10 protein-coding genes are annotated in these 12,885 nt (G+C 39.8%); 9 read left to right on the top strand and 1 reads right to left on the bottom strand.

Annotation, left to right across the window (positions count from 1 at the left end):
• Positions 1 to 25 precede the first annotated feature (25 nt).
• Complete coding sequence (locus tag AC04Q1_RS14635) at positions 26 to 1,228, top strand: TlpA family protein disulfide reductase (protein ID WP_478365333.1); 1,203 nt, start codon at positions 26 to 28, stop codon at positions 1,226 to 1,228.
• Between the two features lie 36 nt (positions 1,229 to 1,264).
• On the opposite strand, the gene AC04Q1_RS14630 is transcribed toward AC04Q1_RS14635, so the two are convergent.
• Positions 1,265 to 2,428, bottom strand: a complete 1,164-nt coding sequence (locus AC04Q1_RS14630) for a carboxypeptidase-like regulatory domain-containing protein (RefSeq protein ID WP_478365332.1) — start codon at positions 2,426 to 2,428, stop codon at positions 1,265 to 1,267.
• Positions 2,429 to 2,779: 351 nt separating this feature from the next.
• Here AC04Q1_RS14630 and AC04Q1_RS14625 point away from each other — a divergent pair, with 351 nt between their 5' ends.
• The 8 genes from AC04Q1_RS14625 (at position 2,780) to AC04Q1_RS14590 (ending at position 12,787) form a co-directional block, all read left to right on the top strand.
• The gene (locus tag AC04Q1_RS14625; protein WP_478365331.1) at positions 2,780 to 3,508 is read left to right on the top strand and encodes a DUF92 domain-containing protein; all 729 of its coding nucleotides are present in this window, start codon (positions 2,780 to 2,782) and stop codon (positions 3,506 to 3,508) included.
• A gap of 108 nt (positions 3,509 to 3,616) precedes the next feature.
• The gene (locus tag AC04Q1_RS14620) at positions 3,617 to 5,863 is read left to right on the top strand and encodes an ATP-binding cassette domain-containing protein (protein ID WP_478365330.1); all 2,247 of its coding nucleotides are present in this window, start codon (positions 3,617 to 3,619) and stop codon (positions 5,861 to 5,863) included.
• A 243-nt stretch (positions 5,864 to 6,106) separates the two neighbouring features.
• Positions 6,107 to 6,817, top strand: a complete 711-nt coding sequence (locus AC04Q1_RS14615) for an ABC transporter ATP-binding protein (RefSeq protein ID WP_478365329.1) — start codon at positions 6,107 to 6,109, stop codon at positions 6,815 to 6,817.
• Positions 6,818 to 6,827: 10 nt separating this feature from the next.
• Complete coding sequence (locus AC04Q1_RS14610; protein WP_478365328.1) at positions 6,828 to 7,577, top strand: ABC transporter permease; 750 nt, start codon at positions 6,828 to 6,830, stop codon at positions 7,575 to 7,577.
• A gap of 189 nt (positions 7,578 to 7,766) precedes the next feature.
• Complete coding sequence (locus AC04Q1_RS14605; protein WP_478365327.1) at positions 7,767 to 8,168, top strand: GlcG/HbpS family heme-binding protein; 402 nt, start codon at positions 7,767 to 7,769, stop codon at positions 8,166 to 8,168.
• Positions 8,169 to 8,481: 313 nt separating this feature from the next.
• On the top strand, positions 8,482 to 8,775 hold the full coding sequence (locus tag AC04Q1_RS14600) for a hypothetical protein (protein ID WP_478365326.1): 294 nt from the start codon (positions 8,482 to 8,484) through the stop codon (positions 8,773 to 8,775).
• 259 nt (positions 8,776 to 9,034) lie between these two features.
• Positions 9,035 to 10,099 (top strand): serine hydrolase domain-containing protein, encoded by a 1,065-nt coding sequence (locus AC04Q1_RS14595; RefSeq protein WP_478365325.1) that lies wholly within the window; start codon positions 9,035 to 9,037, stop codon positions 10,097 to 10,099.
• A gap of 138 nt (positions 10,100 to 10,237) precedes the next feature.
• Positions 10,238 to 12,787 carry a galactose oxidase gene (locus AC04Q1_RS14590; protein ID WP_478365324.1) on the top strand — a complete coding sequence of 850 codons (2,550 nt, stop codon included), beginning with the start codon at positions 10,238 to 10,240 and terminating at the stop codon, positions 12,785 to 12,787.
• The last annotated feature ends 98 nt before the right edge of the window (positions 12,788 to 12,885 follow it).

The following is a 12,885-nucleotide window of genomic DNA, read 5'->3' as shown; positions in this document are numbered from 1 at the left end:
TAGAATTAAACAACATCGATTAAATATGCTTAAGAAATATCTTTCAGTAATAGTGTTAATCCTTCTAACAAATTTTAGTGTCCACGCGCAGCTTAAGGTTGGACAAGATGCCCCTCAAATAGTGATTACCAACTGGCTGAAAAATGTACCGAAATCCAGAGCACTGGCGGGCAAATTTATTGTGATAGATTTTTGGGCTACCTGGTGTGCACCCTGCCTGGAAACCGTTCCCCATTTCAATCAGATGGTTAAGGAACATAAGTCAAACCCCAATCTAGTGTTTTTAGCCCTGACGGATGAAAAGGTGTCGAAAGTGATGCCTTTACTAAAACGTATTCCCTTTGGCGCTATTGTCGTTACCGACACAAGCAGGCAGACATCCTACAGCTTTAAGGCGAGTACTATCCCTTTTTGTGTAATTATTGATAACAAAAATAAAATCCGATGGTTCGGTCATTCAGGATCCCTCAATAGTGAAATCATCAAAAATATTCTGGCTGGAACACAGGTAGGCACTGAAAAAAAACAGGAGAAATCCCAATCAGATGATGTAGATAAATTATATAATGAACTTGATGACCGCTATACCGTTTATTTTGAGGATGCGGGCATACAGGAATATTTTAGCATGGGTCCAGTTACTACAAAACCTCTTGGTTCTGTCAGGTTAAGAGGAGGAAGCAAAAAGTTTCCTTACAAAGAGGTAGTTATAGGATATCGTCTTGTCCCAAGAATTTCTACACTTTTAGATGTTAGCCCTACCCAGATCGTGATACCGAAAAAAATGCAGGAATCGTGTATTTCTTATTGTTACAAGAGTGCATTGAAGAATGATAAAAAGAATGTACTCGATACCATCCTGCATCAGCTAAACCTGAAGTATGTGGTTAAGGATAGTGTTGTGGACGCTATCGCGCTAGAGGTTGAAAACCGGGCTTTATTGGAGAAATATGCTTCCGATTCTCTGGCCCACATATCACGATCTTCTTATTCAGACAGCTATGCAGCAATTGAACACGATGATTTTTCCAATTTGGTAAGACTGATCCAGGAAAAGGCTAAAAAAGTTGTAGTTGTCCAGAACGATGCTGTTCTCAGTAAAAAGTTTTCGATGACCATTAAATACGATAACTTGTCGACTCTGACCATGTCGCTTAAACACTACGGAATAAAAGTAACTACGGTCAAACGGAAAATGCCTATCTATCGGTTCGCGCAAAAAGAGTAGTGTTATTTTTTCGATATCGTAAAAATGATCAGGAAGCTATTTTTTGATGTCTGGTGGCAAATATTCAAAAGGCAGTTGGTCTGCCAGGCGTTTTTCAGACCAATAGCCCCTGATTAGAAAGGTTTTGTAACCTGTATATACACTTCCTCTTTCATCAATCAGCGCTTCTTTTAAATACAATAATAACTGAGAATTTTTTCCGCTTGCATCAACGGCCGGGAACCCGATCTCGTTGGGCATTTTGTCATTTAATATCTTCAGATCTATTTCAGCTGTTTCTGGTAACTGTTTTTTCAATCGTATGGCTTTGTCTGGGTTATAGCTAATATTCAGCGCATTAAATTTGTAGGATACAAAGGAACTATCCAACTTGCTGACAAATTTGCTTAGTTTCACCGGAGTGGGGATCATGTAGGCTTTCGGGTCGAATATATTGCTGCTCTTGACCATCTGATTTGCAACAAAGCCTTCCTCCAGCAGCGTATTTGCATATACTGATCTTAAAAAATGCATGGAAGAACCTAAATATGCATTCAACCTATTTTGCTCCCAAATTTTTTGCTGTTCTGTAGTGCCTTCCATTTCTTCAAAACTGCTGTCGCCGTCAAAGGAAGTGATACGGCTTTTTGTGCTGTATTCAAACGAACGTAGGAGGTATTTTATCCTGTAGCCCAATAGGTTATTTTCAATGATGATTAACTCGTCAGCTTCCGCTTTCAATGTCAGATTATTGGGATTGGTTTCCTTGCCATTTAAGGAGATCACTTCCGGATTGACGATAAAACATTTTTTATCTGCTGATTTTCCCAAGAACTGCGCTTTAAATATACTGAGGTAACGCGCTCGGTTCTTATCCGTTGTGATGTTAACTTCATCGAGGGTGATGGATTTTATCTGTAGTTTGATCAACACGCTAACAGACTTATCGTGTAAAGTCATGGCCAGGGATGGGCTGTTATATCCAAGCATTTTTGTGGAAATAATATAGTTCCCGGCCTGCATCTCCGCAAATGAAAAATGGCCTGTGGCGTCTGTTGCTGTAATTTTCTGAGCACCACTGATAAATACTGTGGCACCTTGTAAAGGTTTGTTGTCATCATCCATTACTGTTCCTGAAATGCTGTATAGCTCCTGAGCAAAGAGGGCAGGGCTTATGATCACATTAAAAATAAATAGTAGGCCGAATAACAAAAGTTTCATAAATGTTGATCTTCATTTTTTTGTATAAATATGTTGATTAGTGAATCTGACATAGTCATCTTGAAAAATCCTCTAGCAAGTTCGCTAAACTTTAATGATTTTCCATACCTCAGCGATTTGAATTTTAGCTACCCGTATTTTGTATTTGTAATTTGCTCTGGATGGTGAAATTATCACAGTCTTATTTTTTTAGGTATTTTATAATCATATTGTTGTAGGTAATAATTATTATTTTTTTGGTTCTGCTGGCTTAGGTAATTAGTATGGTCAATTGTTGTACGCGAGTTGGCACTACCGGCTGAATATTTTAATGCAGGAAAAAAATATAAATTTGGATTGTAATATCCGGTAATGAATTTCTTTCTCAACATGTCCAATAGCAGTATCTTTTTGCCCCTGATCATTTTTGCGGGGATGGCCTATGCCATACTGGCGAAAAAGCTGACCGTTCCGGCTGCTTTTACTGGTGGGGCAGTAGCGTGTATCATTTACCTAGCTGCGGGTTATACTGGTGTTGCAATGATGACTACATTTTTTATTTTGGGGTCTGTTGCGACTTCATGGCAAGGACATAAAAAGCGGGCATTTGAGCCTGTTGAGGAAACTAAAAAAGGACGTACTTCGCTGCAGGTTTTAGCCAATGCCGGTGTTCCGGCAATTGCTGGTTTGGTGCTTGTGTTTTTTCCTGAGCTACGCGATTTGATGTTATTGGTGATGGCTGCTGCTTTTGCTTCGGCTACGGCCGATACGTTATCTTCGGAGCTGGGCATGGTTTACGGTAGGCGTTTTTTTAATATCATAACGTTTAAACCTGACCGATGCGGAATGGATGGGGTGATCAGTTTGGAAGGAACGCTGATCGGAATTGCGGGCAGTTGTGTTATTGCTGTATTCTATGGCTTAGGATTTGGATGGAATATGGGCTTTCTTTTTATTGTTTTTGCGGGTGCAGCAGGTAATCTGACGGATTCTGTATTGGGGGCATTGCTGGAAAGGAAGGGCTTGATCGGGAATGATGTGGTAAATTTTTTAAGTGCTTTGACGGCAGGATTGCTTGTATTGTTGAAGGTTTTGTTTTAGTAGGGGTAAATTTGGTACCTTGAAATTTTCAACCAATACCTCAGGAATAATTATAGCTTGATCAAAAATATCTAACTTGTTTATTCATTAAAAAAGGAGTAAAAGTCGATGAAAAAGATAATCGTCACTAATGCAAGACAGAATAATCTTAAGGGCATATCACTGGAAATCCCTAAAAATAAAATTACCGTGTTTACCGGTGTTTCCGGTTCTGGTAAATCTTCCCTTGTATTTGAAACCATTGGCGCTGAGGCGCAACGCCAGATTAACGAAACGCAGAACAGTTTCGTCAGAAACCGTTTACAGCATTACGGAATTCCTGATATTGACAAAATTGAAAACCTGAATGTGCCTATTATCATTAACCAAAAGAGACTGGGAGGCAACGCAAGATCCATAGTTGGCACGGCAACTGATGTATATGCATCTCTTCGCCTGCTCTTTTCCAGAATGGGCGTACCTTTTGTTGGCTATTCCAATGTATTTTCATTTAACAATCCCCAGGGCATGTGCCCAACCTGTGAAGGCCTTGGATTTGTGCAGACGGTTAAGATCGATGCTTTAATAGATAAAAACAGGTCGTTGAATGAGGGAGCTATAAAACTCCCTACTTTTCAGCCCGGTGGCTGGCGTTGGACAAGATATGTTTATTCGGGATATTTCGACAACGATAAAAAATTAAGGGATTTTACAGATGATGAATGGGAAAATTTGCTTTATAAATCTGCGCATAAGCCTAAAAATGCCTCCGAAAAATGGGGAAAAACAATGAAGTACGAGGGGCTTGTGCCAAGGATTGAAAAAGCATTTCTTAAAAAAAACTCAAAGGAAAACCTGATCCGGGCGGATGCGCTGAAGAATGTGATTACCACTAAGACCTGTAACTCTTGCTATGGACAACGGCTGAACAAAAAGATATTATCCTGCAAGATCAACGGTAAAAATATCGCAGATTGCACGGCGCTCCCTGTTGATGAATTATTGGTTTTTATCAAAGCGTTACAATCAAAACCATTTGGGGCTATTTTGGACGAACTCTCCAAAAAACTACAGAACATTATCAATATTGGCCTGCAATATCTTACGCTGAATAGAAGAACAGATACGCTATCGGGCGGCGAGTCACAAAGGATCAAAATGGTAAAGAATCTGGGCAATAGCCTGGTTGATCTGCTTTACATTTTTGATGAGCCCAGCATTGGACTGCATCCCAAAGACCTTGACAATATCGCATCAATCATAAGGCAACTTAGGGATAAAGGCAATACCGTACTCCTTGTAGAACACGATCCCGATCTGATCAAAATATCAGACTGGGTTATTGATATGGGTCCTGGTTCGGGAAAAAACGGCGGTGAAATCGTTTATGAAGGTAGTTTTGATGGTATTAAACAGTCAAAAGGAAAAACAGGTCTTTATTTCTCGAAAAAACCAGAACTTAACCAGGCACCGCGCAATGCCAGTGGATATATTGAAATCAAGAATGCGGACCTATTCAACCTTAAAAATATCAATGTAAAGGTGCCAACAGGTATTATGACGGTTATTACAGGGGTTGCAGGCTCTGGTAAGAGTACATTGATTAATCGGGTATTGCCCACTTTTTGTCACAATGTGACTATTATCGATCAATCTATGTTTACTGCCAGTGCAAGATCAAGTTTATTGACCTATCTACATTTATCCGATAGGGTGCGAAAACTTTTTTCTATTGCTAATGATGTTCCGGATAAACTTTTTAGCAGAAACAGTGGAGGTGCATGCCAAAACTGCAAGGGTTTAGGCGTCGAAAAAATTGACCTGGCTTTTATGGACGATATTGAGCAACCCTGCGAGGTATGTAGGGGTACTGGCTTTGATCCAAAGGTTTTAAGATATACATATCACAAAAAAAATATCTCGGAAGTAATGGAGATGACTGTTGTGGAAGCGGATGTTTTCTTTAAAGATGAAGAGTTTAAAGATCTGGGTGTTTTGATTAAACTGGGGTTAGATTATTTGACCCTGGGACAGCGGTTGGATACCTTTTCGGGTGGAGAAAGACAGCGTTTGAAGCTGGTTAAAGAGCTTAATCATACCAACAAGATACTCATTTTAGACGAGCCCAGCACCGGGTTACACCCAAGTGATACCCAAAAACTACTTTCCTTTTTCAATGATCTGGTGGATAAAGGCAATACCTTAATTGTAATAGAACATAATATGGACATTATTGCCCAGGCCGACTGGATTATCGATATTGGACCGGGAGCCGGGAAATATGGAGGAAACGTTTTATTTACAGGCACGGTAAAAGCACTTTTAAAAATAAAAGATTCTTACACGGCTTCTTCTTTGAGGGAACATATGGCGTAACTGTCAGTCAAAAAACTGTTGCATTTTTTTCAATAGAAGAATGATTTGAGATCATTATTTACTGTACAGGAGAAGTCGAGACCCACAAAACTGGCCGGATACATAGGCCGGATCTGAATATTTGGGCTTTTTAAGAACAAGATTATCGAATAACACCTAAATTTATATCTTTGAGATATGGACATCAGTCAATGCCTTTTAAATGTTGAAAATCTTTCCGTTAGCTATGGGGACTTCGAGGCGGTGAAAAACATTAGCTTTAGCGTTTTGCCTGGAGAAATTTTCGGCCTGCTTGGTCCTAACGGCGCTGGCAAAACCAGTACATTGAGTGCAATTGAGGGCCTGGTGAGGTTTTCTTCAGGTAAGATCATTGTAGATGGTTACAATGTTAATCAGGATCCCCTGCATGCCCGTGCGGCCATGGGTGTACAGTTACAGTCAACCACCTTTCAGCCTGAGCTGAACGTGGTTCAGATACTACAGCTGTTTTCGGGTATATATGGTGTGCCGTTGGACAAAAATGGGATAGCCCGGGTTTTAAAGGAAATCCAGCTGGAAGATGCTGCTCATAGAAGGTTTGCCCAACTATCCGGCGGGCAGCAGCAACGCTTGTCGCTGATCATATCCACCATACACAATCCACGCCTGGTGATGCTGGATGAACCAACTACAGGGCTCGACCCGCAGTCGCGCAGGCAATTGTGGGAACGTATCGAGGCGATCCGTAAAAGTGGGCATGCTGTTTTATTGACTACCCATTCAATGGAGGAAGCTGAAGCCATATGCGACCGCATCGCTATTGTTGACCACGGTAAAATTATTAGTATTGATGAACCTCAGGCGCTGATAAACAAACACGGTAATGACCCAGAGGTTATTGCTGTTTCCCGCCGTGGAAAAATTACTTTGGAAGACGTGTTTATTGCATTAACCGGCCGCGAAGTGCGCGCCTAAAACTTTTCAGATGTCGGTATCAATTCCTAAAACGACTACAGCCTTGATGGCATTACTAAAGGCGGATTTTGCTGTGCTAAGGGCTAACCGCCGCTCCGCTATTCTGGCGCTTCTTGTGCCGGTCATTATTTTAATATCATGGAAACCGCTTATCCCTAAATTAGGGGGCGCTTATGCGCTCTCATCTGCCATTACATTTGGTTTAATGGCAATAGGGTTGATGGGATATTCCATTACGATAGCCAGAGACAGGGATAAAGGGATATTCCAACGGCTAAGGGTTGCGCCGGTGCCCACCTGGGCTATCATGGCCAGCAGACTGGCAATACAGCTCTTTATGATTATACTGCTCACTTTACTGATCTTTATTATCGGTAAAACGTATGATGGTGTTACCTTAACCATTGGAGGCTATGTAATCACGTTTTTTGTGGCTTTTTTGGGCGGCGCGGTTTATCTGTCACTAGGTCAGCTGATCGTTGGCCTGATCAAAAATCCTGAAACTGTTAATGCCACTACCCGGATGGTGTATTTTATCTTCATTATGGTGGGCATGTTCGGCGAATTGGGTACCCTTGGAGAACAGGTCAAAATATATATACATTACTCTCCCTATGGTGCCGTGAAAATGATGCTGGCTACCAGTATGGCTCCTCAAACATGGTCTTCTGCTACCAGTACCGCAGTACTTATATCTATCGGCTATGCTCTGTTATTTGCCGGTATCGGAATAAGATTATTTAAGTGGAACACAAAATAATATAACAGTCGGGCTGATTTTAATCATAAAATGGCTGTATGTTAAATTTTTACCGGTCATTAACGCTTGATACCTTTCTGGTAATGCTGCTATCGGATATTCTGATAGGGAATAACAAAAAACTTTGTGTACCAGAACAATAATACTTTTAGCGATGTTAATCAAATACATTTAATCAAGATTAAAAATATGAGCTTAACATTAGAAATCGTAGAAAAATTATCTTCGGCAGCCAAAGCCAAAGCGAAAGAAATTGGCGTACCCATGAACATTGCTGTTGTGGATGAAGGTGCCAATTTAAAAGCATTTCACCGAATGGACAATGCGTGGCTGGGATCAATAGATATTTCCATTAAAAAAGCCAAGACTGCCAGGTTTTTTGATATGAATTCGGGTGAAATTGGAAAGCTTTCGCAACCCGGACAGCCTTTATACAATATTGAACATTCAAATGGCGGCTTGATCACATTTCCGGGTGGCGTGGTTTTGAAAGATGAAACCGGTCAGATAATCGGTGCCATCGGAGTTTCAGGTGGGACTGTTGACCAGGATCACGAAGTGGCCACTGCCGGTGCTGAAGCACTAAAGTAATAAAATAAATGTTGGGAGAAGCACTTCTCCTGACATTTTAAAATTAGTTATGAAAAGATTGACCTCATTAGTGAACGATTACTCTTGATAGGAGGATGCTGGGCGTATTCCGAATGTAAAAATCAGGTCTTCACAAAACATTACTTTATTATAAGATGACACCCTGTTATCTTCAATGAAAGGCACGACACGGGTTTTACAACCCTGGTCTATATCCACCATTTTGATCAAAAAAATGAGTTAAAGGGGTAATCAGCTATGGCTGGTGTTTAAAAAAAACAGTTTACCTTTCGTTTTATTTTAAATCAAGTATATGAGTTTGATCAAGCATTTAGTTCTGCGTATCGCGGTTGTTGCAATTCCGTTGTTGGGATGGTACGTTTATTCGGAAATCGCATATAAAGCCAACAGGATGAAAGAACATCCAACTGATGTTGGATTGGGTATGGCCATATTGCTTACTTTGATATTGGTTTTTTTATTTGTTGGTTTTGTAATTGATCTTGTCGTAAGGACTCGGAATAAGCAAAAGCAGATTGCCAGAATCGATCTGGTTTTTATTATCCTGTTTGCTGTTTCCATCCTATATTTTTTCTCCCTTTTTTAGCTTTGTGCTCAACGCACGATAGGTTATTTGGGCTTTTGGGGCTCAGAATTCGGAGAGCTAAATAAAAAAATAATTAAACTTCTTTGCATATTTTGTACTGGGGTGTGTAACAAGGTACCTTGTTATGCATCATAGTATAAAATTCTATATGAAACTAAAATCATTAGTTATTTTCAGCATAATTATACTTTGCTTATCTCATCTTACATGTTGGTCACAATCCGGAAAACTGCTCACCGATAACCGTCTCTCTAATAAATTGGATACGGCAATACAGTTAGCCGCGGCCGGTTATATGTCTAATCCGGGAACCGTTGGTCTTTCAATCGCAATTTACAATAACGGACAGAATTTATTTTACAACTATGGTGAATCGAGAAAGGGGGCAGGTCAACTGATCAAGGCGGATCAGTTATTTAATTTAGGTTCTGTTGCTAAAACCTTCATTGGAATTATGCTTGCAGAAGCTGTAATAGAAAAAAAGGCAAATCTGGAAGACGATATCCGTAAATACCTCCCGGGAAAATATCCTAATTTACAGTACGAAGGCCACCCTATAAGGTTAATTGACCTGGCTAACCATACCTCTGGCCTGCCAAAGTCATCGCGGAATTTTCCGGCGAAAATTATGGATAGTATAAAGAACATCAGTCTGCCCAAACAACTTGATTTTTTTGCAATGTACAACCAGGATACTTTGATGAAGGATATGCATCATTTCCAGATTGAATCTTTACCTGGTACCAAGTACGATTATAATGGTAACGCCATGACAATACTTATCCTTTTACTTGAACGCATTTACCATCAGCCCTATGAACAATTAGTGACAGATTATCTGAAAACCCATATTGATCTTTATGATACCCGAACTAAAGTTCCGTTGAACCAACTAAGCCGTTTTATCCAGGGATATAAAGATGCATCAAGGCCTGTACAATGGTACGATCTTACGGTTGCCCATACAAATGAGATTAATACCAACCTTTTTTATCCCGGAGGTCCAAGCATGAATTCAACGATGTCGGATATGCTGAAATATGTAATCGCAATTGTGAAAGAAACTGACCCCGCGATTAAATTATCACATAAAAGTACTTTTCACCAATCGGACAGCACTGGTGTTGGCTTAAGTTGGATGATCAGTTATAAAAACGGGAAACGATCACTTTATCATAGTGGCCGTACGGGAATCGGATTTAGCACACTTTGCATCGTCTATCCTGAAGAAAAAATGGGAATCATGATACTCGTTAATGATAATATTAGTCAGGACAACGTATCGGTATTAGGTGAGAAGATTAAATTGGCAATATCACAATGATTGCCTGAATAAAAAACAGCGTAGGGATTGTAGGTACTGATGTAGCTTTTGTAAATACAGGAAAGGAAGTGGCGTTAATTTGCTTTTCTAATGCTAAAAAGCATTGACATATTTATATAATATTCGTAACGTTGGTAAATGAAAACCAGATACTATCTAACCATTTTTCTTACTTACCTTATTCTCTACTGTAACAAAAGCTTCTCACAGTCACATGGCCTTGGTTTTTTTAGTCATGAAGTTGTACAGGACCATAGAACAAGTCTGGACCTCAGTCCTGGCAGGGCCCTCTCTTTTGATAAGGATTTCAGTCTTGCTTTTGATCTGAATTTTTTTCCGGGCAGGGATGATTATTTCGGATACATCTTCCGCATTGTAGTAAACGATACCCAGAATATCGATCTCATTTATGATTATATCTTTGAAGAAAAAGACCATTTTAAGCTCGTGTCGGGCAGTGACTTTTCCAAAATCGCATTTAATATAAAACCCAATTTATTGTTCGGTTCGTGGAACAGGATAAAGCTCGATTTTGATTTTGAAAGGCAGAAAATCACTTTAACCTCCGGGGCCTACAAAGGGAGTACTCCTTTCAAAATCCAGGCCGGTGACCGTATGAGGGTTCTTTTTGGAGCCAATCGGGATGAAAAGTTTAAAACATCCGACAACCCGCCTATGAAGATACGTAATATCCAGGTTGAGCAGGGTGGTAAAATTGTATCAAACTGGCCATTGGATCAGTATGATGGAACTGTGGTAACCGACAGGGTTAACGGCAAAGATGCCCTGGCCACAAGACCGTTATGGATAAAAAAAATGCATTATGAATGGCAGCGTATAGGAAGCTTTACCGCCAAAGGGCCTGCCAGTGTTACTTTTAATCCCAAAAAGGAAGTGGTTTATATTGTAGAAAAAGATTCGTTGAAGAGTTTTTCTGTAGTAGATTCCAAAATAAAAGCTGTTGCGTACAAAAACAGGTTAACCCTGCTCAGAGGGAACCACTCCCTGTATGATGAGGTTACCGGGCGGTTATTCAATTTTTATGTAGATCAGAAAACAGTTACGGTTTTTGATACCCTAAAAAGGACATGGTCAAAAAACTACATTGAGACGCCGATAACCGATTTCTGGCAGTTCAACAAATTTTATTCCAGGGCCGATTCATCACTTTATATTTTTGGTGGGTATGGCCATTTTATTTTTAAAAATCAGATCCAGCGCTACCATTTCCCTTCCGGAGAATGGAAGGATGAGAAATTTAAAGGAGATGTATATACACCCAGGTACCTTGCAGCACTTGGTAAAAGTGGTAATGGAGCCTATATTATTGGTGGCTATGGCAGTTCTACCGGGAAGCAGATGTTAAGTCCACAAAATATTTATGATCTTCTTTATTTCGATGTACATAGGAAAACGATCAAAAAGATTTATGATTTTAACATTAATGGGGAAGATTTTGTTTTTGCGAATTCGCTGGTAATCAATCAAAAAGATCAGACTTTTTATGGTTTGGTATTTCCTAGGCATAAATACAACTCGCGTTTGCAGCTCATTTCCGGTTCCCTTAAAAAACCGGGCTATAAATTTATGGGCAGCAAAATCCCTTTTCAGTTCCATGATATAAATTCTTATGCGGATCTATATTATAGTCCTGCATCGAAAAAAATGATTGCTGTGACAACATTTAGGGATAGCATTGATGTTACGCATGTTAATGTTTATTCCCTGAACGCACTTCCGCTGGATTCTCCCGATAAATTATTTGCCAGCCATCCATATTTTTGGTATTGGCTTTCTGCGGGTTTTACGCTTTGTCTTTTGTTTTTAATTTTCTTTTTCCGTGTCAGAAAGCCAATTGTACTCCCTGTATCCGTTGATGGGCCGGCAGAGGCTGTGCAGATGTTGCCACAAATAAATATTTCTGCTGACAAATCAGAATCTCTTCCGCAAAGCGCAGTGTTTCTTTTTGGCGACTTACAGGTATTCGATAATGGCGGGAATGAAATCACCAAACAGTTTACCCCGTTGATTAAAGAGTTGTTTTTGGTTATACTGCTCTATACCATCCGATGGGAAAGGGGAATCAGCTCAGACAGGCTTAAAGAACTGTTGTGGTTTGATAAATCTAACGAAAGTGCTCAAAATAACCGATCTGTAAATATTGCTAAACTTAAGGTGATCCTGGAAAAGATGGACAACTGCAAGGTGTCAAAGGAAACAGGGTACTGGCGCATCAAGTTTGATACCGCCGAAACCTACATTGATTATCAGCAATATGTGGATATTATAAAAAATAAGGCCCAGCTAGATAAGGACAAAATTATGCGGCTCGCCCAGATTATAAAGAGGGGTTCTTTCCTTTCAACTGTTGGTTATGAATGGATTGATAGTTTTAAGGCGGAAATTTCAAATGAAATCATTGATACTTATCTGCATTATGCCGGTACCATCACCATTGCGAGTGATCCGGAACTATTGATTGAAATTGCCAATTATATTTTCTACTTTGATTCAGTTAACGAAGAGGCAATGGTTATCAAATGCAAAGCACTTGTACATATGGGTAAACATTCACAATCCAAAAATACTTTCGAAAATTTCTCTAGAGAATACCGCCTGCTTTATGGGGAAGATTTTGGTAAAAGTTTCTCTCAGGTGCTCAGCTCTAATATTGACGACATCTATTAATAACCTTTTACAACCAGCAGATTGCACATGGGATAAAAGTCAGATTTTCTGGCGGGTAAATTTATTAAAGTTCTGTTCATGAACTGTCATTAAGGAAA

The organism is Pedobacter humicola, from assembly GCF_056490705.1.
The sequence above is the reverse complement of the archived record's forward strand: the minus strand, read 5'-3'. Positions and strand labels throughout refer to the sequence as shown.

Coding starts and splice junctions, on each gene's coding strand:
- AC04Q1_RS14620 (WP_478365330.1), top strand. CDS start 3,617: ATGAAAAAGATAATCGTCACTAATGCAAGACAGAATAATCTTAAGGGC.
- AC04Q1_RS14630 (WP_478365332.1), bottom strand. CDS start 2,428: ATGAAACTTTTGTTATTCGGCCTACTATTTATTTTTAATGTGATCATA.
- AC04Q1_RS14625 (WP_478365331.1), top strand. CDS start 2,780: ATGAATTTCTTTCTCAACATGTCCAATAGCAGTATCTTTTTGCCCCTG.
- AC04Q1_RS14605 (WP_478365327.1), top strand. CDS start 7,767: ATGAGCTTAACATTAGAAATCGTAGAAAAATTATCTTCGGCAGCCAAA.
- AC04Q1_RS14635 (WP_478365333.1), top strand. CDS start 26: ATGCTTAAGAAATATCTTTCAGTAATAGTGTTAATCCTTCTAACAAAT.
- AC04Q1_RS14600 (WP_478365326.1), top strand. CDS start 8,482: ATGAGTTTGATCAAGCATTTAGTTCTGCGTATCGCGGTTGTTGCAATT.
- AC04Q1_RS14610 (WP_478365328.1), top strand. CDS start 6,828: ATGTCGGTATCAATTCCTAAAACGACTACAGCCTTGATGGCATTACTA.
- AC04Q1_RS14590 (WP_478365324.1), top strand. CDS start 10,238: ATGAAAACCAGATACTATCTAACCATTTTTCTTACTTACCTTATTCTC.